This is a genomic window from Synechococcus sp. Tobar12-5m-g (assembly GCF_024345415.1).
Classification (GTDB): domain Bacteria; phylum Cyanobacteriota; class Cyanobacteriia; order PCC-6307; family Cyanobiaceae; genus Regnicoccus.
In genome coordinates, this window is record NZ_JAGQBB010000004.1 from 98,402 (window position 1) to 116,033 (window position 17,632).

At 66.9% G+C, this 17,632-nt stretch carries 21 protein-coding genes; 11 read left to right on the forward strand and 10 right to left on the reverse strand.

From position 1 onward, the window contains the following. The first annotated feature begins 65 nt into the window (after nucleotides 1–65). From KBY66_RS04295 to KBY66_RS04315, 5 genes are all read left to right on the forward strand, one after another. On the forward strand, nucleotides 66–344 hold the full coding sequence (locus KBY66_RS04295; protein WP_255087960.1) for a hypothetical protein: 279 nt from the start codon (nucleotides 66–68) through the stop codon (nucleotides 342–344). Next, nucleotides 313–738: a phosphatase PAP2 family protein gene (locus KBY66_RS04300; protein WP_255087961.1), complete on the forward strand. Its 426-nt coding sequence runs from the start codon at nucleotides 313–315 to the stop codon at nucleotides 736–738. Before KBY66_RS04295 ends, KBY66_RS04300 begins: the two co-directional genes overlap by 32 nt. Further along, nucleotides 735–1,133, forward strand: a complete 399-nt coding sequence (locus KBY66_RS04305) for a DUF1824 family protein (RefSeq protein WP_255087963.1) — start codon at nucleotides 735–737, stop codon at nucleotides 1,131–1,133. Before KBY66_RS04300 ends, KBY66_RS04305 begins: the two co-directional genes overlap by 4 nt. Before the next feature lie 94 nt (nucleotides 1,134–1,227). Further along, on the forward strand, nucleotides 1,228–2,181 hold the full coding sequence (gene hemC / locus KBY66_RS04310) for a hydroxymethylbilane synthase (RefSeq protein ID WP_255087964.1): 954 nt from the start codon (nucleotides 1,228–1,230) through the stop codon (nucleotides 2,179–2,181). After that, nucleotides 2,165–4,141: a chloride channel protein gene (locus tag KBY66_RS04315; protein WP_255087965.1), complete on the forward strand. Its 1,977-nt coding sequence runs from the start codon at nucleotides 2,165–2,167 to the stop codon at nucleotides 4,139–4,141. Before hemC ends, KBY66_RS04315 begins: the two co-directional genes overlap by 17 nt. Here KBY66_RS04315 and KBY66_RS04320 read toward each other — a convergent pair. Genes KBY66_RS04320 through KBY66_RS04330 form a run of 3 tightly spaced genes read right to left on the reverse strand, consistent with a single transcriptional unit; the run spans nucleotide 4,131 to nucleotide 6,991 of the window. Continuing rightward, nucleotides 4,131–4,754, reverse strand: a complete 624-nt coding sequence (locus KBY66_RS04320) for a L,D-transpeptidase (protein WP_255087966.1) — start codon at nucleotides 4,752–4,754, stop codon at nucleotides 4,131–4,133. The two genes, KBY66_RS04315 and KBY66_RS04320, sit on opposite strands and share 11 nt — an antisense overlap. A gap of 41 nt (nucleotides 4,755–4,795) precedes the next feature. Next, nucleotides 4,796–5,383 (reverse strand): inorganic diphosphatase, encoded by a 588-nt coding sequence (locus KBY66_RS04325; protein WP_255087967.1) that lies wholly within the window; start codon nucleotides 5,381–5,383, stop codon nucleotides 4,796–4,798. A gap of 36 nt (nucleotides 5,384–5,419) precedes the next feature. Then, the gene (locus KBY66_RS04330) at nucleotides 5,420–6,991 is read right to left on the reverse strand and encodes a carboxypeptidase M32 (RefSeq protein WP_255087968.1); all 1,572 of its coding nucleotides are present in this window, start codon (nucleotides 6,989–6,991) and stop codon (nucleotides 5,420–5,422) included. 67 nt (nucleotides 6,992–7,058) lie between these two features. On the opposite strand from KBY66_RS04330, the gene KBY66_RS04335 reads away from it, so the two are divergent. Together KBY66_RS04335 and KBY66_RS04340 are read left to right on the forward strand one after the other, a co-directional pair. Then, on the forward strand, nucleotides 7,059–7,505 hold the full coding sequence (locus KBY66_RS04335; protein WP_255087969.1) for a DUF2721 domain-containing protein: 447 nt from the start codon (nucleotides 7,059–7,061) through the stop codon (nucleotides 7,503–7,505). A gap of 94 nt (nucleotides 7,506–7,599) precedes the next feature. Next, nucleotides 7,600–8,361, forward strand: a complete 762-nt coding sequence (locus KBY66_RS04340; protein ID WP_255087970.1) for a response regulator transcription factor — start codon at nucleotides 7,600–7,602, stop codon at nucleotides 8,359–8,361. Here KBY66_RS04340 and KBY66_RS04345 read toward each other — a convergent pair. After that, nucleotides 8,343–8,606: a hypothetical protein gene (locus tag KBY66_RS04345; protein ID WP_255087971.1), complete on the reverse strand. Its 264-nt coding sequence runs from the start codon at nucleotides 8,604–8,606 to the stop codon at nucleotides 8,343–8,345. The genes KBY66_RS04340 and KBY66_RS04345 overlap by 19 nt on opposite strands. A gap of 52 nt (nucleotides 8,607–8,658) precedes the next feature. Between KBY66_RS04345 and KBY66_RS04350 the strand changes: the two genes are divergently transcribed. Further along, complete coding sequence (locus KBY66_RS04350; protein WP_255087972.1) at nucleotides 8,659–9,054, forward strand: hypothetical protein; 396 nt, start codon at nucleotides 8,659–8,661, stop codon at nucleotides 9,052–9,054. A gap of 89 nt (nucleotides 9,055–9,143) precedes the next feature. Beyond that, entirely contained in the window at nucleotides 9,144–9,434 is a 291-nt protein-coding gene (locus KBY66_RS04355) for a 4a-hydroxytetrahydrobiopterin dehydratase (RefSeq protein ID WP_255087974.1), read from the forward strand. Here the strand turns inward: KBY66_RS04355 and KBY66_RS15685 are convergent. Together KBY66_RS15685 and clpB are read right to left on the reverse strand one after the other, a co-directional pair. Further along, the gene (locus KBY66_RS15685) at nucleotides 9,412–11,049 is read right to left on the reverse strand and encodes an AAA family ATPase (RefSeq protein WP_255087975.1); all 1,638 of its coding nucleotides are present in this window, start codon (nucleotides 11,047–11,049) and stop codon (nucleotides 9,412–9,414) included. The two genes, KBY66_RS04355 and KBY66_RS15685, sit on opposite strands and share 23 nt — an antisense overlap. After that, a complete protein-coding gene (clpB, locus tag KBY66_RS04365) occupies nucleotides 11,046–13,673 on the reverse strand; it encodes an ATP-dependent chaperone ClpB (RefSeq protein WP_255087976.1) in 2,628 nt (875 codons plus the stop codon). The genes KBY66_RS15685 and clpB overlap by 4 nt, the downstream gene beginning before the upstream one ends. Nucleotides 13,674–13,844: 171 nt before the next feature. Here clpB and KBY66_RS04370 point away from each other — a divergent pair, with 171 nt between their 5' ends. After that, complete coding sequence (locus KBY66_RS04370) at nucleotides 13,845–14,447, forward strand: alpha-ketoglutarate-dependent dioxygenase AlkB family protein (protein ID WP_255087977.1); 603 nt, start codon at nucleotides 13,845–13,847, stop codon at nucleotides 14,445–14,447. Nucleotides 14,448–14,460: 13 nt separating this feature from the next. Here the strand turns inward: KBY66_RS04370 and KBY66_RS04375 are convergent, their stop codons facing one another. Continuing rightward, nucleotides 14,461–14,706, reverse strand: a complete 246-nt coding sequence (locus KBY66_RS04375; RefSeq protein ID WP_255087978.1) for a hypothetical protein — start codon at nucleotides 14,704–14,706, stop codon at nucleotides 14,461–14,463. A gap of 30 nt (nucleotides 14,707–14,736) precedes the next feature. Between KBY66_RS04375 and KBY66_RS04380 the strand changes: the two genes are divergently transcribed. After that, nucleotides 14,737–14,943 carry a hypothetical protein gene (locus KBY66_RS04380; RefSeq protein WP_255087979.1) on the forward strand — a complete coding sequence of 69 codons (207 nt, stop codon included), beginning with the start codon at nucleotides 14,737–14,739 and terminating at the stop codon, nucleotides 14,941–14,943. 126 nt (nucleotides 14,944–15,069) lie between these two features. Here KBY66_RS04380 and KBY66_RS04385 read toward each other — a convergent pair whose 3' ends face one another. The 3 genes from KBY66_RS04385 to hemE form a co-directional block, all read right to left on the reverse strand. Beyond that, nucleotides 15,070–15,411, reverse strand: coding sequence for a c-type cytochrome (locus KBY66_RS04385; RefSeq protein WP_255088014.1), 342 nt, complete (start codon nucleotides 15,409–15,411; stop codon nucleotides 15,070–15,072). Between the two features lie 120 nt (nucleotides 15,412–15,531). Next, on the reverse strand, nucleotides 15,532–16,536 hold the full coding sequence (locus KBY66_RS04390) for an NAD-dependent epimerase/dehydratase family protein (protein WP_255087980.1): 1,005 nt from the start codon (nucleotides 16,534–16,536) through the stop codon (nucleotides 15,532–15,534). 8 nt (nucleotides 16,537–16,544) lie between these two features. Continuing rightward, on the reverse strand, nucleotides 16,545–17,603 hold the full coding sequence (hemE, locus tag KBY66_RS04395; protein ID WP_255087981.1) for a uroporphyrinogen decarboxylase: 1,059 nt from the start codon (nucleotides 17,601–17,603) through the stop codon (nucleotides 16,545–16,547). Nucleotides 17,604–17,632 lie beyond the last annotated feature (29 nt).

Genomic DNA, 17,632 nt, shown 5'->3' on the forward strand with positions numbered 1-17,632 from the left:
GGCAACCTCCGGCTGTGGCGGGTGCAGCGGGGCGATCTGAGCGAACAAGCCAGCGGGATTCAGCCTTGAGCGGCCTGCGGACCTGGTTCCGCTGCCTCGGAGCCTGGCGCCTGGCCCTCTGCTTCGTGGCCACCCTCGTGGTGATCTCGATTGAGCTGGCGATCGGCAACCACGTCACGCCGGAGCTGGATGAAGCCGGGCTGGCCTGGCTGGGGGACGTGATTCCCCCACCCTTGGGCCGGGCGTTGGTGGTGGTGTATGTATCACGTGAGTGGCACCCGGTTCACGCCCTTGCTGGTGCTGGCGTCCCTGATGGATCTGATCCTGAAGCGGGCCTGGGATGAACTGACCTGGTTGAGCGTGGGAACGGCGGGGTTTCTGCTGATCGTCGATCGATGGCTCAAGCCCCTGTTCGATCGCGCCAGACCCCACGAAACCCTGGTGGAGGTGAGCGGCCGCAGCTTTCCGAGCGACCATGCCACCGGTGCCGTGGTGTTCTACTTCCTGATGTGTGCCTTCCTCTCCAAGCGCTATCCCCAGTGGCGCCGACCGCTCTACATCGGCTCGGCGATTTGGGTTGCGCTGATCTGGATCAGCACCCTCAATACGCGGGTGCACTGGCCCACCCACATCGTGGCCGGTGCCAGGGTGGGCTTCATCTGGCTGAGCGTCTGCCTGACCAACTGGAAGCTGGCTGCAGCCCGGCAGAGTGAACGGAACCGCGTCCTCGCTCCTTGACCAGCCAAACCAATCTTGCCTCCCTGGCCGACCTCTGCGGTTTGCGCACCGCTCCCGCCCTCACTGGGTTACAACGCGATCGGATCCGGCAGGAGCTGGAGACACGGCTGGCCGCTTGCAGCTGGTTCACGGTAGGCGTGATGGCCCCCTCCGAGGCGGCGGCCCTCGAGGCCCTGCGCACCTGTGAGCGGGCCCTGGGCTGGGAAGCTCTGGTGGGCGAGGACCTACCGGCGTTGTCAGGCCAGGTGTTCCTGAAGGGAAACCAGAGCACCGGCCTGTTCAGGATCCGGGCCGAAAGGGGCCTCGGTGCCGGGCTGCTGATCACCGGCCATCACCACACGGATTCCGAGGCCGAAGGGACCTGGGGACCCCTGCCCCTGGATTTCTTTGCCTGATCACGATCTTGCCAGGTAGCTGGGGGCCACGGACGACCTGTCCTTAGGCTGGGCGGCTGTTAGACGGCCCACGGCCGGTTTGAGGACGGACTGAATGGCTGGCTCCACCCTGCGCATTGCCTCCCGCCGCAGTCAGCTAGCGATGGTGCAGACCCACTGGGTGCGCGATGAACTGGCCCGGGCCCACCCGCAGCTGGAGATCAGCATCGAGGCGATGGCCACCCAAGGGGACAAGATTCTCGATGTGGCCCTGGCCAAGATCGGCGACAAGGGCCTGTTCACCAAAGAGCTCGAAGCCCAGATGCTGCTGGATCGGGCCGATATCGCCGTCCACAGCCTCAAGGACCTGCCCACCAATCTTCCCGAAGGATTGGTGCTGGGTTGCATCACCGAACGGGAAGACCCGGCCGATGCCCTGGTGGTGCACGCCCGGCACACCGACAAGACCCTCGCCACCCTGCCGGAAGGCAGTGTCGTGGGCAGCAGTTCCCTGCGGAGGCTGGCCCAACTCCGCCACCACTACCCCCATCTGGTGTTCAAGGATGTGCGCGGCAATGTGATCACCCGGCTGGAAAAGCTCGATGCCGGCCACTACGACTGCCTGATCCTGGCGGCGGCGGGGCTCGGGCGCCTCGGCCTGGCCGGGCGGATCCATGAGCGGATCGCCCCGGAAATCTCCCTCCATGCGGTGGGCCAGGGTGCCCTCGGCATTGAGTGCCGCTGCGGCGACGACCTAGTCATCGAGCAGATCAGGGCACTGGAGCACGTCCCCTCCTCCCGCCGCTGCCTGGCCGAGCGGGCCTTTCTCCGCCGACTGGAGGGGGGATGCCAGGTGCCGATCGGCGTGAACACCTGCTTCGAAGGCGATGAGCTGGTGCTCACCGGCATGGTGGCCAGCCTCGATGGCCAGCGGCTGATCCGTGATCAGGCCCGCGGCAACCAGGCGGACCCTGAGGCGATCGGCGTCTCCCTGGCCGATCGCCTCAGGAGCCAGGGGGCTGGGGAGATCCTGGAGGAGATCTTTGCAGCCGTTGGCCGCGAGCACTGATCTGAGCGGGGCCCCCCTCGCGCCGGAGCAGGAGGCGGAGGCCCGCGGACTGCCCTTCCAGTGGAATCTGCTGGCCTGGGCCGCCTTGGTGGGGGTGCTCACCGGGCTGGCCGTGGTGGGCTTTCATTTTCTGCTGGGTTCCATCAACCAGTTTCTGTTCGGAACCCTGGTGGAATCGATCATGGCTCTGGTGGGCTCGGTGACGACCCCGGAAACCCCGCTGGAACTGTTCAACCCGGCCGAACCCGAATCCAGCACCCCGCTCAAGGCCTTGCTCCAGCTTGGCCTCGGCGGAATCGGCTTCCTGCCGCCACCCCCGGCACCCCCGGAACCGTTGCCACCCCAAACCATCACCGTCAGCTGGTTGTCCTCCTGGCCCGTGCTGGTGGTGCCGATGCTGGGGGGGCTGTTGGTGGGCCTGCTGCGGCAGCTGGGCAAGGACCTCGGACCTGGGCTGCCCAGCCTGATGGCGATGGCTGACGGGATGGTGCGGGCCGCCCCGAAGCTGCCGATCCTGCGGCTGGTGGCCGCCTCCCTCAGCCTTGGCAGTGGCGCCTCCCTCGGACCGGAGGGTCCAAGCGTGGAAGGCGGTGGAAACATCGGCCTCTGGGTGGGCCTGCGCAGCTCCCTCTCTCCTGAATCCCAGAAGGCGCTGGTGGCGGCGGGGGTTGCGGCCGGTCTGGCGGCCGGGTTCCGTGCTCCGATCGCTGGGGTGTTCTTCGCTTTCGAAGGGGCCTACAGCACGATTCCGGGTCGACCCAGTCTGCGGGCGGTGCTGGTGGCCGCGGTCAGCTCCACCCTGGTGACCCAGCTCAGCCTGGGGGATGAGCCGATCTTCCGGCTGCCCCTCTACGAGGTGCGCTCCCCCCTGGAATTGCCGCTTTATCTCGGCCTCGGCGTGGTGGCCAGCCTGATGTCCTGGGCGCTGGTGAGTTTGCTGGCGGCGGGCCGCAGCGGACCGGTGCAACGCCAGTTCAGCCGGCTCGATCCGTGGCTGCTCAACGGTCTGGGGGGGCTGGGGGTGGGGGTGATGGCCCTGGGATTCCCGGAGGTGCTCGGCGTGGGCTACGACACGATCGAGGCCCTGCTTGGCAATGAAGGCGGCATCGCGCTGGGCACCCTGCTCGCCCTGCTGGTGGTGAAGTTGTTGGCCACGGGGTTGAGCAATGCCACCGGGTTCGTGGGGGGTGGCTTCGCCCCGTCGTTGTTTCTCGGTGCGGTGCTGGGTAATTGCTACGGCCAGCTGCTAGGTGATGGTGGCCTCCAACTGGCCGTGGCCGAGCCACCGGCCTACGCGATGGTGGGCATGGCGGCGGTGCTGGCGGGCAGCGCCCGGGCTCCGCTGACGGCCCTGTTGCTGCTGTTCGAGCTCACCCACGACATCCGCATCGTGCTCCCCTTGATGGCCGCAACGGGCTTGAGCGCCGTGCTGGTTGAGCGTTGGCAGGGGTTCCAGGATCGTGGGCTGCTCGGGGCCGATCCGATCGAGGACCGTCGCCGCCATCAGCTGGCTGGGCTCTCGGTGAGCGAGGCGTTTGGGCCTGAGGCTCCCCTCGTGATGGCGGCGAACACCTCAGCGGCGGTGGCCGTGGCTCGCTTGATCGAGGCCCATGGCCATTGTCTGATCGCCGCGGAGGAGAATCGGGCCGTGGCCCTGGTCACCCTGCAGGATCTTCAGCGCGGCCTCAGTGCGGGGGTCGAGCGCCAGCAGGCTGTGACCCTGGGCGATTGCCGACGCAGTGAACTGGTGTGGCTGCCTCTGACGGCGCGGTTGGACCGGCTCGAGGACCAACTCACACCCAACGGGCTGCGGCAGATCCCCGTCTTCGATGTGGCCGAAGGGGTGGGGGGCCACCTCCCCCATGGACTGCCCACCGATGGCTTGCCGATCGCGGCGCTGCGCGGCCTTGCCAGCCGCGATGGCCTGGCGCTGGCCCTGGCCCGCACCCTCAGCGTTTGACCACCACGGGAGTGCCGACCTCCACCTGATCGAACAGGGCCCGGACATGGGGGGTGAGCATCCGCACGCAACCGTGGGAGACGGCCTCACGGCCTTTGACGGTCCATTCCCAGGCGGTGGGGGTGCCGTGGATGCCGTATTGGTCTTTCGTGGTGGTGTGGAAACCGATCCAGCGATCCCCCAGGGGACCCTGGGCACCTCTGGTTGGGTTGACCTTGCCGCTCTTGGTGCTCTGGTACTGGGGATTGAGCACCTTGTTGCGCACCTTGAAGGTGCCGGTGGGGGTGGGGGTGGCGGGATCTCCGACCGCCACCGGCCAGCTGCCGATCACCTTGCCGTTGTCGAGCAGGCTGATGGTGCGCTTGCCGAGTTCCAGCACGATCTCCTTGGTGCTGGTGATCGCGGCGGTGCTGGGGTTGGCTGGTGTCGGAGCTGGCTTGGCTTCCGGTGTCGCCCCCGGGCTGGCCGCCGAGGACGAGGCCACGGGGGTCGGCACAGCCGGTGACGGCGAGGTTGGGGCGCTCTGCTGGCTCAGGCCCGGCAGGGCGGCCCCCAGACCCAGGGCCACCAGAGCGACGGTGGCAGTAACGAGGCGGAAACGGATCGCGCGCATGGGGAGGGGAGGGTTGGTGGTCTTGGAACGGGTCGGGAACTTCAGTTGACGAGCTTGGCTTCGATTTCGCCTTTGTAGCGTGCTTCGCAGGCCTTGACGATCCGCACCGCCTCCTCGATTCCAAAGAAGCCGTTGACATGGCAGGTGCCGGGCTTCTTGAGATCCTTGTAGTGCTCCCAGTAGTACTCGGTTTCCTTGACCCACTGGGCACCGAGCTGCTCATAGCTGGTGATGTGGTCCACCCGCTTGTCATCGGCCAGCACCGCGATCACCTTGTCGTCGACTTCACCGCCATCGTCGAAGGTCATGATGCCGATGATGCGCGCTTCCACCAGGCTGCCCGGCACCAGCGGTTCAGTGACGTTGACAATCTCGATGTCGAGGGGATCGCCGTCCTCATCCCAGGTGCGGGGGATGCAGCCGTAGGCGAATGGATAGGCCAGGGAGGAGTAGCCGACGCGATCCAGCTTGAGCTGCCCGGATTCGGTGATCAGCTCATACTTGTTGATCGTCATCGAATTGACCTCGATGATCGCGTTCAGCCGCAACTCGGCCTCATCGGCGAAGGCCGGCAGCACATGCAGCAGGTTGAGCATCGTGCGGCTGGGAGCCTGATCGATGTTCGCCATGGCGACGGGGAAGGGGGGAAGGTTGCGGCGGCGATCCTAGGGATCCCCGGCCGCGAGCCTGTCCAGCTTGCTTTCCAGGTAGCTCAGGAAAGCGGTGGGATCGAGGGGAGCACCGCAGACCCGCTCCACCAAAGCCTCACCTGTGACGCTGCGGCCGAGGGGGTGCACATGAACCCGCAGCCAATCCCGCAGGACAGCGTCCTCCCCGGCGGCCAGGCGGGCCTCGATCGGCCCGGTTTCCCGTTCCATCGCTTCGGCCAGCTGGGCCGCAATCAGATGGCCCAGGGCGTAGGAGGGGAAGTAGCCGAACAGGCCTTCGCTCCAGTGGACGTCCTGGAGGCAGCCTTCGGCCGCATCGGCGGGCCTGACGCCCAGCAGCTCCACCATCAACCGGTTCCATTCCGCCGGCAGCTCCTCCACCGGCAGATCGCCTTCGAGCAGGGCAAGCTCCAGGTCGAAGCGCAGCACGATGTGGAGGCAGTAGCTGAGCTCGTCGGACTCGACGCGGATCGCACCGGGCCGGCGGGGATTGAGGGCTCGCCAGAACTGATCGGGATCGTCCCAGGCCCCGGCTGCGCTTTCGGCCAGTGCCTGGCGGAAGCGGGGCTGCCAGCGCCGCGCGAAGGCCTCGCTCCTGCCGACTCTGCACTCCCAGAACAGGCTCTGGCTTTCGTGCACGCCCATCGAGGTGGCCTCACCCAGGGGCCAGGCGAACCACTGATGGTCGTGGCGGGGCAGGCCCTGTTCATAGAGGGAATGGCCCCACTCGTGGGCGGTGGCCAGGAAGGCGGAAAACGGCTGGCCGGGCACCACCCGGCTGGTGATCCGGAAGTCGGAGGGGCCCAGGGTGGTGGAGAAGGGATGGGGGGAGCAGGCCAGCACCGCGCAGCTGGCGTCGAAGCCCCACTCCTGCAGGAGTTGCCGGCAGAGCTGCTGCTGCACCGGATCCGGCAGCGCCAGCCCGGTTGGATCCCAGCCAGCATGACCGCCGCCGCTAGCCGGGGCCGGGCTTCGCCCGTAGCGCTCGATCAAGGTCGGCAGCCGTTGGCGCAAGGGCGCGAACAGCGCCGCCAGCCTGGCCTTGCTGATTTCCGGCTCAAACGGCTGGGCCAGGGTTTCCCAGCAGCTGCGCGGCGAGCCGCCTTGGCCATGCTCGACGGAAGCGAGTTGGCGGGCCTGCTCCTTGCGCAGGGTGATCAGCTCGCCGAGGGCGGGGGCGAAGCGGCTGAAGTCGGCCTGGCTGCGGGCCTCCTGCCAGAGGGCGTAACCCCGGGCCTGGGCCAGGGCCAGGGCCGCCACCAGGGCGGGATCGAGCTGCCTCTGCCGCTCCAGCTCCTGGCGCAGCAGGGCCAGGTTCCGTTGCCAGGGGTCGCTGGATCCAGCGGGCGGCAGTTCAGCTTCGGCGGCGGCCAGCAGCTCCGCGTAGGCGTCGCTGCTCTGGCGCTCGTGGAGTTGCCGTGCCAGAAGGGCCAGTTGTTCACCCCGCCAGGCCGCACCCGCCGATGGCATCAGCGTGTTCTGATCCCAGTAGAGGATGCCGTGGATGCTGCCCAGCAGCCGCGTCTGGCGCACATGGGCACCCAGCCTCTCCAGCGCCAGCGTTGCCATTCGATCCGTGCTCCCTTGGGGTGCGTGGTGCTGGGTACATTGAAGCCAATTGCCACGACCGGGGCCGATGAGTCTGCGCGACGCCTCGGCGGTGGCCGGCCTGTCCCGGGCCATTCAGTTGTCGGTGGCGCCTGTCTTTCTACTCACGGGCATCGGCGGCCTGCTGGGCACCTTCACGGCACGTCTCAGCCGCATCATCGACCGCACCCGCCTGCTGCAGGAGGCGATGGAGAGGGGAAACATCGCCCAGGCCAAGCGGTTGAAGGCGGTGTTGATCGTGCAGCGCCGCCGCCTCTTTCTGATCAACCGGGCGATCCTCTGCGCCACCGTCACCGCCCTGCTGGTGTCCGGGGTGGTGGCGGTGCTGTTCATCAGCGCCGTCGCGGCTGTTGATCTAGCCACGATCGTGGTGCCGGTCTTCGTGCTGGCAATGGTTTCGCTGATCGCGGGCCTGCTTCTGTTCCTGCTGGAGGTGCAACTGGCGATTTCCCAGAACCCGCCTCGGTACTACTGAGCCGTCGGTATGCTCCGAAACACGTCAGGGAATCCTGACCCTGGCTTGCCATCCGGGGGGTTCCCTGGATCATTGGAAGCTACGGACAGGGGTGATGGACATCACACCACTGCTCGGGCGCGAATCCCTGGGAAGGGAACAGGCGATTGAGCTGTTGCGGGATCAAACCCTGATGATCGTCAGTGGGCGACGGCTGCTGATCACCCTGATCACCGGTACAATCGGCCAGCCCGATCAATGGCTGGGAGCAGCCACCTGCGAGGAGCAGGGTCTGGCACTGCTGGCGAGGCAGCGCCCTGACCTTCTGTTCGTGACCGACCCCCTGGAGGCCGGCAGTGGATATGGCCTGGTGAAGCGGGCAAAACAGCTCTACCCTGATCTGGCTTGCCTGCTGTTGCTGGAACGGGATACCCCCGACATACTGCTGGCAGCCCTCGAATCGAACTGCGACGCCATCTGCCTAGAGAGGATGGGCCTTGGCAATCTGGTGGCGGCGATCCGGGCCGTGATCATCGGGGGTGAGGTCTACATGGACGCTTCGGTGGCCGCGATGTTGCACCGGACCCGCCGAGAGTGGATCAAGGGAGAGCCCCAACGCCTTACCCCCAGAGAATTGCAGGTGCTCGAAGAGATGCTGAAGGGCTTTAAAACCCGCGAAATCGCAGCGCGACTTTTCATCTCCCTGGAAACGGTGCGCAGCCACAGCAAGGCGATGCTGGCCAAGCTAAAGGCCCGCAGTCGGATCCATGCGGCGGTGATCGCCCTAAGGCTGGGACTGGTGCGATTGGACCTGCCAGACGCAGCCGACGATCGATACCACCGGACGGAGGTGTCCTCTTACTTGCGGCGGCAGTAACCGCCGCCGATGTTCATCCAGCCCGCAGGGCAGGCTTCACCGTTGGTGGGAGTGACCGTGTAGCTCACCACCCCGAGGGTGCTGCACTTGCCGTTGAACGTGTCCACATAGCCGAGGGGGCACAGGGCCTGGAGCTTGGGGATCACCTCCTGGGCCGAAGCCGGAGTGCCTGGAACCAGCAGGACCGCAGATCCCACCAGGCCAAGGGCCACCGAGAGGATGAAACGGGACGGGCAAGGGCCCATGGGATGACAGGCCAGTTGAATCAATCCTCAGAGTATGGGGCCCTGGCCATTGATGACGCTGGACCACTGTGACACTCCCATGGATCCCCCCGCCACGCCGGACCTGAACGTCCTGGCGACACGGATGGAGCAGCTGGAGAAGGAAATCAAGGCATTGAACACCCTGCTCACGGCGCTGCGACCCATCCTGGAGCGGCTGCTCGAAACGGTTGAACCCCACCAGGGGCAAGCCCCGCCATTCGCGCAGGATCCAGGCTCCATGGCACCGAAGGACTCCCCGCTACAGGCTGCGGCGCCAGGAACCTCGACACTGTTGGCGCGCCGCAATGCCGAGCGCCTCAACGCCGAGGTGATGCGCCGCAGCGCCCGGGGCCTCGACCCCGACAACGACACCGAGCTGGATCTGCTGATCGACCGGCTGCATGAACTTTCGGAGGAGCAGCCCTGAGAGGCCTCGATGGAGCAGGAACTGAGCACCTTTTGCCGTTGGCCGCGGCAACCCTGCCAGGCTGAGGGGTGTCTGTGATGGAATCCGCCATGGCCGCCAGTCCCCTCTCTCCCGAGGAGATCACCGAGCTCAGCTCCAGCCTGCCCGACTGGAGCGTGGTGAACGGCAAGCTGCACCGGGGCCTGATCTTCGATTCCTTCGTGGAGGCGTTCGGCTTCCTCACCCAGGTGGCCTTGATCGCGGAATCGATGGGTCACCATCCAGAGCTGGGCAACATTTATAACCGCGTGATGATCGATCTCATCACCCATGACACCGGCGGCCTCTCCAGCCTGGACCGGGACCTGGCCCTGCGGATCAATGGGCTGCTGAAGGCATGAGGCCGGGGCCGGTGTGCTCCGCCCACAGGGTCCAGATCTCCATCAACAGACCGGAGACCTCGACGGGCTCGCTGGGTTGATCAGAGGGCCGATCGTTAGCCGGATCTGCGCCAACCACCAGGGTTCGCGTCGCTTCCTCGGGCAGGAGCGCTTCGCTGCCCAATGCCTGCGAGGCCTGGACGGCCGCGTCGGCGTCACTGGGGTCATCGTTGCGGCGGCTGCGCTGCTCCAACCGCGCCTCGATCAGGGTCTGGGGGGTCTGCAGATCGAGGATCAACCAGGGGCACCCCAGGGAGCTGGCCAGCTCGGCCGCCCTGGCGCGGCTGGCGCGGCCCAGGTGGGTGGCATCGAGCAGCACGGTGCGGCCCAGCGCAAGGCTGGCGCGCGCCTCAGCCAGCAAGCCGTCCTCGGTGCGCTGGTTCGCCGCCGGCCCGTAGAGCTGATCCCGCTCAGGGCCGCTCGGCCGGGCCAGGGGAGGCAGGCCATGGAGCCGCTTGCGAATCCTGTCGCTCTGGTGATGGTCGGCCAGCAGCCAGGGGGCCAGCTGCCTGGCGAGGTGACTCTTGCCGCTGCCGGAAGACCCCCGCAACAGGACCAGGCCCGGTGGCGCCTGGCCGCAGCGGGCATAGGCCAGGGCAAGGCTGAGCTGGGCCCGGGCCAGCTGGGTGGCCCGCTGCCGCTGGGCCCGCGGCACCTCCGGCTCCAGGCTGGTGGCGGCCGCCACCTTGGCCCGCACATGGGCCCGGTAGGCGCAGAACAGCGCGAACACTCCGGGCGCGATCGGCCGCCCATAGCCCGCCAACAGCGGAGCGATCAGCGCGCCATGGCCGCTGGCTTGCAACTCCATCGCCAGGAAGGCCAGATCGGAGCCCGCATCGATCCGGCGCAAGCTCGGGTTGAACTCGACACAGTCCACCACGGCGATCGGATCCAGCAGCAACACGTGCTCGAGCCGCAGGTCTCCGTGACCATCCACAGCCCAGCCGGCCGAGAGCCGCTGCCGCAACTCCCGCCGCTGGGCCAGCAGAGCCCGGGCCAGGAGATGGTCAAGCAGGCGATGCACCACCGCCGGCACCAGGGCCGGCACGCAGGCGCGGGTGGAGCGCAGGTTGCTGTGCAACACCCGGGCGAAATCACTGAGCAACGCGGCGGGCGCGACCTCCGCCAGGAGATGGCCCTGGTGAAAGCCGGCAATGTGACGCCCGACCGCCTCCAACTCCGCAGCCCCGGCGCGGCCGGCATCGAGGCGGTTCAAGAGAGTGTCGGCGATGTCGAAGCGGCGCATCAACACCACCGGCTCGGGGCCCTCCGGCGTGGCCAGGCTGGTGACCCCGAGGTAGAGATCCGGCGCCAGGCGGCGGTTGAGCCGCACTTCCTCCTCGCACCAGTGGCGGCGGAGCTCACGGCTGCTGTAATCGAGCAGATCCCACAGCCGCAGGGGCTTCTTGAGCTTGTAGGCCCGTCGGGGCGTCAGAAACACCACGCTGATGTGGGTCTGGATCACCTCCACCCGCCGCAACTCCGGGGCAACCCCCTCCCAATCGGCAGCTGGATAGGTCGACGGCAGGGAGAGGGCCGCGATCAGGGGAGCAAGGCTCTGATCGGCCCCACTCACACCATGACCAGCTCATGGCTGCGGGCCTGCTGCAGACGCAGACGCTCGCTGCCGCCCTCCTCCTCCACCTCCACAGCGATCGTGCTTCCCTCCGGGAAGGAGCCGGCCAGGATCGCCTTGGCGATCGGGGTTTCGAGCTGCCGCTGGATCGCCCGCTTCAGGGGCCTGGCGCCATAGACGGGGTCGTAGCCGGCGCTGGCCAGCCAATCGAGTGCCGCCGTGCTCAGCTCAAGGCCCAGCTTGCGGCCCTCCAGGCGCCGGCGCAGCCGCTCCACCTGCAGCACCACGATCTGGCGCAGCTCCTCGGAGCGGAGGCTGTGGAAGATGATCGATTCGTCGAGGCGGTTGAGGAACTCGGGCCGGAAGTGGGCCCGCAGGGCCTCGTTCACCCGCTTCTCCATTTCGCCGTGGCGGGCAGGATCACCGGCCAGATCCAGGATCGAGGCGCTGCCGATGTTGCTGGTGAGGATCAGCACGGTGTTGGTGAAATCCACCGTGCGCCCCTGGCCATCGGTGACCCGGCCGTCATCGAGCACCTGGAGCAGCACGTTGAACACGTCCGAGTGGGCCTTCTCCACCTCGTCGAACAGGATCACGGCGTAGGGGCGCCGCCGCACCGCCTCGGTGAGCTGGCCGCCTTCCTCGTAGCCCACGTAGCCCGGAGGCGCCCCGATCAACCGCGACACGGCGTGCTTCTCCATGTACTCACTCATGTCGATGCGCACCATGGCGTCGTCGCTGTCAAACAGCTGGGCGGCCAGGGCCTTGGAGAGCTCTGTCTTGCCGACGCCGGTGGGACCGAGAAAGAGAAAGCTGGCGATCGGCCGGTTGGGATCTGAGAGGCCGGCCCTGGAGCGCTGGATGGCGTCGGCCACGGCGGTGACGGCCTGCTCCTGGCCGATCACGCGGGCGTGCAGGTCGGCTTCGAGATGCAGCAGCTTCTCCATCTCGCTCTGCACCAGCCTCGCCACCGGGATGCCGGTCCATTTGGCGATCACCTCGGCGATGTCCTCCTCGGTGACCTCCTCGCGCAGCAGGGTCTTGTCGCCGCCGCCGGCGTTGAGCTCGCTCTCCTTGGCGGCCAGCTTCTTGTTGAGCTCGGCCAGGGTGCCGTACTCGAGCTGGGCCGCCTTGTTGAGGTCGTAGCTGCGCTTGGCCTGCTCCACCTGCAGCTGCACCTGCTCGATCTCCTCCTTGATCGCGCTGAGTTCATCGATCGAGCCCTTCTCCTTCTGCCACTGGGCGTTGAGGCCGCTCTGCTGCTCGCCCAGCTCGGCCAGCTCCCGCTCGATCCGCTCCAGCCGCTCCTTGCTGGCTGCATCGGACTCGCGGCCGAGGGAGAGCTTCTCCATCTCCAGCTGCAGAATCTTGCGGTCGATCTCATCGATCTCCTCCGGCTTGGAGGTGATCACCATCTTCAGGCGGGCGGCCGATTCATCCATCAGATCGATCGCCTTGTCGGGCAGGAAGCGGTCGGCGATGTAGCGGCTGGAGAGCACGGCGGCGGCCACCAAGGCGCTGTCGGCGATGCGCACGCCGTGGTGCACCTCATAGCGCTCCTTCAGGCCCCGCAGGATCGAGATCGTGTCTTCGACGGTGGGCTGATCCACGAACACCTGCTGGAAGCGGCGCTCCAGGGCTGGGTCCTTCTCGATGTGCTGGCGGTGCTCATCGAGGGTGGTGGCGCCGATGCAGCGCAGTTCGCCCCGGGCCAGCATCGGTTTGAGCAGGTTGCTGGCATCCATCGAGCCGCCGGCGGCGCCGGCCCCCACCACGGTGTGGATCTCATCGATGAACAGCACGATCTGGCCATCGCTGGAGGTGACCTCCTTGAGCACCGCCTTGAGCCGCTCCTCAAACTCCCCGCGATACTTGGCGCCAGCGATCAGGGCCCCCATGTCAAGCGAAATGAGCTGACGGTTCTGCAGGGCGGAGGGCACATCGCCGTTGACGATGCGCTGGGCCAGGCCCTCCACGATCGCGGTTTTGCCGACGCCGGGCTCCCCAATCAGCACCGGGTTGTTCTTGGTGCGGCGGGAGAGGATCTGAATCGTGCGGCGGATTTCCTCGTCACGGCCGATCACGGGATCGAGCTTGCCGTCGCGGGCCGCCGCCGTCAGATCGCGACCGTACTTCTCGAGCGATTCGTAGGTGCCTTCCGGGTTCTGGTCGGTCACTTTCTGGCTGCCACGCACCGCTTCGATCGCAGAGAGCAGTTTGGTCTTGTCGGTGCCGGCCTGGGAGAGCAACTGGCGGCCGCAGCGGGGGTCAACCGACAAAGCCAGCAGCAGGTGCTCGATCGAGAGGAAGCTGTCGCCGAACTCCTGCTTCAGCACCTCGGCCTGATCCAGCAGGGAGTTGAGGCCCTTGCCGAGGAACACCGTTTCAGCCGGCGTACTCAGGCTCGGCTGGCTGGCGAGGAAGGCCTCCACCTTCTGGATCAACAGATCGGCCTTGACTCCGGCCTTCTCGAGGATGCGGCTGGCCAGGCCCTGCTCGGCCAGGAGGGCGGCGAACAGGTGCTCTGTCTCGAGTTGCTGATGGCGCCTCTTCTGGGCAAGTTGCTGGGCCGCCACCACGGCCGCCCAGGCCTTTTCGGTGAACTGCTCGGCGGTGGGATGCATGGCTCGTTCCCTGCAAGGGATGGTGTTCCAGAACCGTATGCGGGATCCCTCAGCTTCCACAGGGTGGGCTGCCCGAATCAAATGGCGAACCAACCGAACCCGAGGCGGCGCACACTTTTAGCGTTCCATCCGAGCGCGGCGCCCCAGGCCTCCATGCCTCGTTTCATCTCCATGACCGCCCCGATAGCCATGGCCGCCGCCAACTTGAGGCTGCGCCATTGGCCGGGCTGGCTGACGGAAGCCGACGCCAGCCTGGAGAACCTGCTGAACGAGGTGCCCTGGCAGCAGGAGTCGATTCGGCTGTTCGGCCGTCGCCACCCCTTGCCCCGGCTCACCTGCTGGATGGCGGATCCCGGTTGCGACTACAGCTACAGCGGCGCCCGCCAGATCCCCCAGCCCTGGAGCCACGCAGTTCTGGCCCTGCGGGAACGGCTGGGCGCCCTGGGGGGCTCTCGCTTCAACTCGGTTCTGCTCAACCTCTACCGCGATGGCCGCGATGGGATGGGCTGGCATGCCGATGACGAGCCCGAACTTGATCCCACCGCACCGATCGCCTCGCTGAGCCTGGGGGCCTCCCGCAGCTTTCGGTTCAAACCAAAGGGCAAGGGATCTCATCAGGATGAGCGCCAGGGTCTGGAGCTGGGCCACGGCGATCTGCTGCTGATGGACCCCCCCACCCAGCAGTTTTGGCTGCACGAAGTGCCCCGGCGCCGTCGGGTGGAGCGGCCCCGCCTCAATCTCACCTTTCGGGTAGTGCGACGGCAGGGCGCTTAGCGGCTCGATCCACTCAGAGCTCAATCCCCCGGGTGGGCTTGGGGCAAAGCTTGCGAGGGCAGCCGTCCGGGCCGTAGATGGCGTCGGCGGGGGAAAGGCAACCGGCGGCGTTCTTGCGGGACACCTGGGAGGGGGGCAGGCGCTTCGGCTGCAGAAACGACTCCTGGCGGGGCACCAGCAGGGGGCAGCTGTTCTGGGCCAGACCCTCGGCCGGCAGGGCAATCAGCCCAAGACCCAGAAGCAGAAGCCTCGCCTTCATGATGGGCGCATCCAATCACCGCACTGAAGCATGGCAAGCGAAAGCCAAGAGGATCTGGTGGTCAGGCTGGCGGAGGAATCCCGCCGTTTCGACACCACCGGCAAGGATCCTGAGCGCAACTGCTGGCTGGCGGTCCACCAGCACGCCCATGGAGTGTTGCCCAGCGAATACGACATCCGGGAGGTTCCCGAAGCTCTCTACCTCGCCGTGCTGGCTTGCCGGCTCGAGGGGAATTGAGCCGGGCGGCCCAGGACCGTGGACCAAAAAAAAGCCCGTCCATCCTGGACGAGCTGAAGGAAGAAGGAAAAAGAAGAAAACGGGTGAGTTCCTGGAATCCTGGAACAGACCTGAAGCCACGGCGGATCAGCTCCAGCCCTTGCCGGCCATCTCCTCGACGTAGGCGGCCACATCGGCAATGTCAGCAGGGGTGAGCTTGCCGCCGAAAGCCGGCATCGCATTCTTTCCGTTCGTGACCTGCATGGTGATGGCCGCTTCGTGGTCGGCGCTGTAATCAGCCAGATAGGACTGGAGGGCGTCTTGCTTCAAGGTGCGCTCGGCGTTCACCACATTGCCGCCTCCCATGTGGCAGGCGGCGCAGTTGGCCGAAAAGAGCTGCCCACCATGGGCCGGATCGGCCGCGAAACTGGGGGAGGCGCCCAGCAGAAGGGCAAGGCAGAGAGCAAAGAAGCTGAGCAGGCGGCGCATCGAAAACGGGCAACGGAACAAAGCTAGAGGGGGGCCCTGCCAGCCAGGAGGGCGGGTGGCCAGGATCGAAACAATCTCGTAACCCGGCATCACGGCACGATCCTATGAATCCTGACGGCCTCAGCGCAGCGGACCCCGCCGCGGCAGCCTGGCGGTTTCAAAGGCCAGCTCCAGGGTGGGGGCCAGGCTCACCAGGCCAAACCGCTCCGGCGGGCTGATCGGATCATGCACGAAATGGCGCTGGCGGATGCTGAAGCGATCCCAGGCATTCACCTCGATCGGCAGCACCTGGATCAGGGCCTCGATCAGCCAACCGCTCAAGGGGAGCCCAAACCAGGGGCGTCCGATCCCGCGCCAGCGGCAGAGCCGCGTCACGGTGTCATCCACCGTGACGGCCGGCTGGCCGAGAACCAGGCGCCGCAGGGGCCCCTGACCGGGCTCAGGGTTGGCCTGGTGTGGCTGAAGCGTCAGGTTCACGCAAACCCGGGCAATATCCTCGGCGTGGATGAAGTGAAAGCTGGCCTCGGCCCTCAGCCAGCGGGCCAGCCACAGCCAGCGCGCCACCTCCTTGAGCCCGGCCGTGAGGTAACTGGTGGGGAGCGTGCCCCCGGGCTGCACCGAGCCGCCGAACACCAGGGTGGGGAACACCGCCACGATTCGACCCGCGAGGGGGTGGGACTCGAGTTGCTGCAGGCAGAGCGCCTTAGTCTGGATGTATTCGGTGCCGTAGGCCGACGCTTCGGGAAGCAGCTCTAGGTGGCAGTTGAGGATGCTGGCGGTGGAGAAGTAGATCACCTGCTCCAGACGCCCAGGATCGGTGCGGCCCAGCAGCTCCTTGACCGCCACCACATTGACCTGATGAGCCCGCTCCGGATCACCCCAGGCCGTGGCGGTGTGGATGATCCGCTGCGCCGTGGCGATCGCGGCGGCATGGGGCTCCTGATCGCGCAGATCGCCAACCAACAGGGTGATGCGGGGGTCGTGGCGGGGAACGGAAGTGAGCTTGGCAGGGTCCCGCAGCCAGAGCAGCAGCTCCACGTCCGACTCCCGGTAGAGCTGCTGGGCGATCGCCTGGCCCACGCAGCCGCTGGCTCCGGTGATCAGGACCCTGGCCGGAGCGCTCACCGCAGCACTCAAACAGCCGCTCCGAGCAGCTCGTTCACCGTCTTGCCGGCTTCGAAGAACACGCGGGCATTCTCCTCCGGCGTGCCCGGCAGGATTCCATGGCCGAGGTTGAGGATGTGGCGCCGTCCACGGGCCTTGCGCACGGTGTCCACCACCCGGGCTGTGATCGCCTCCGGGGTGCCGAACAGCAGACCGGGGTCCACGTTCCCCTGCACACCGAGGTGGGCTGGCAGGCGGGTGAGGCCGTCGGCCATGTCCACCGTCCAGTCGAGCGAGATGAAATCAACCCCCGTGGTGGCCATGCGCTCCAGCACCCCGGCGCTGCCGGAGATGTAGAGGATCAGGGGGGTGTCGGGATGGGTGGCCTTCACCTGATCCACCACGCGTTTCTGATAGGGGGCCGCGAAGACGTCGTAGTCGATCGGGCTGAGCTGACCCGCCCAGGAATCAAAGAGCTGAACCACCTGGGCGCCGGACTCGATCTGGTAGCGCACGTAGGTGGCGATCGCATCGGCCAGGTGGCCCAGCAACTGGTGCAGCAGCGCAGGCTCCCGGAAGGCCATCGCCTTGATCACGGCGTAGTTCTTGCTGCTTCGGCCCTCCACCGCATAGGCGGCCAGGGTCCAGGGGGCGCCGACGAAGCCGAGCACCGCCGCCTGGTTGCCGACGCTCTGGCGGAGACGCAGGAAGACCTCTCCGACGAAGGGCAGGGCCTCGGCGGGGTTCAGGATGCCCAGGGCATCCACCTGGGCCTGGCTGCGGATGGGGGGATCGATGATCGGCCCCTTGCTTTCGACGATGTCGAAGTCGATGCCGATTCCCGGCAGGGGGGTGAGGATGTCGGAGAAAAGGATGACACCGTCGGGCTGGAAGGCCCGGAACGGTTGCATCGAGATCTCATAGGAGAGATCGGCGTTCTCGGAGCGCTCGCGGAAGCCGGGATGGCGATCGCGCAGATCCCGGTAGACCTTCATGTAACGGCCGGCCTGGCGCATCATCCACACCGGCGGCCGCTCCACCTGCTCGCCTCGGGCGGCGCGCAGCAACAGGGGGAGGGAATCGGCCATGGGAGAAAAGCGGTGCCGGGGGCAGAGGC

Excerpts from the sequence above, each read along its gene's own strand:
- KBY66_RS04300 (WP_255087961.1), top strand. The coding sequence starts at position 313 with ATGGATCTGATCCTGAAGCGGGCCTGGGATGAACTGACCTGGTTGAGC.
- hemE (WP_255087981.1), bottom strand. The coding sequence starts at position 17,603 with ATGGCCGATTCCCTCCCCCTGTTGCTGCGCGCCGCCCGAGGCGAGCAG.
- KBY66_RS04370 (WP_255087977.1), top strand. The coding sequence starts at position 13,845 with ATGACCGCCCCGATAGCCATGGCCGCCGCCAACTTGAGGCTGCGCCAT.
- KBY66_RS04380 (WP_255087979.1), top strand. The coding sequence starts at position 14,737 with ATGGCAAGCGAAAGCCAAGAGGATCTGGTGGTCAGGCTGGCGGAGGAA.
- KBY66_RS04350 (WP_255087972.1), top strand. The coding sequence starts at position 8,659 with ATGACGCTGGACCACTGTGACACTCCCATGGATCCCCCCGCCACGCCG.
- KBY66_RS04345 (WP_255087971.1), bottom strand. The coding sequence starts at position 8,606 with ATGGGCCCTTGCCCGTCCCGTTTCATCCTCTCGGTGGCCCTTGGCCTG.
- KBY66_RS04330 (WP_255087968.1), bottom strand. The coding sequence starts at position 6,991 with ATGGCAACGCTGGCGCTGGAGAGGCTGGGTGCCCATGTGCGCCAGACG.
- clpB (WP_255087976.1), bottom strand. The coding sequence starts at position 13,673 with ATGCATCCCACCGCCGAGCAGTTCACCGAAAAGGCCTGGGCGGCCGTG.
- KBY66_RS04340 (WP_255087970.1), top strand. The coding sequence starts at position 7,600 with ATGGACATCACACCACTGCTCGGGCGCGAATCCCTGGGAAGGGAACAG.
- KBY66_RS04355 (WP_255087974.1), top strand. The coding sequence starts at position 9,144 with ATGGCCGCCAGTCCCCTCTCTCCCGAGGAGATCACCGAGCTCAGCTCC.
- KBY66_RS04320 (WP_255087966.1), bottom strand. The coding sequence starts at position 4,754 with ATGCGCGCGATCCGTTTCCGCCTCGTTACTGCCACCGTCGCTCTGGTG.
- KBY66_RS04375 (WP_255087978.1), bottom strand. The coding sequence starts at position 14,706 with ATGAAGGCGAGGCTTCTGCTTCTGGGTCTTGGGCTGATTGCCCTGCCG.
- hemC (WP_255087964.1), top strand. The coding sequence starts at position 1,228 with ATGGCTGGCTCCACCCTGCGCATTGCCTCCCGCCGCAGTCAGCTAGCG.
- KBY66_RS04335 (WP_255087969.1), top strand. The coding sequence starts at position 7,059 with ATGAGTCTGCGCGACGCCTCGGCGGTGGCCGGCCTGTCCCGGGCCATT.
- KBY66_RS04385 (WP_255088014.1), bottom strand. The coding sequence starts at position 15,411 with ATGCGCCGCCTGCTCAGCTTCTTTGCTCTCTGCCTTGCCCTTCTGCTG.
- KBY66_RS04325 (WP_255087967.1), bottom strand. The coding sequence starts at position 5,383 with ATGGCGAACATCGATCAGGCTCCCAGCCGCACGATGCTCAACCTGCTG.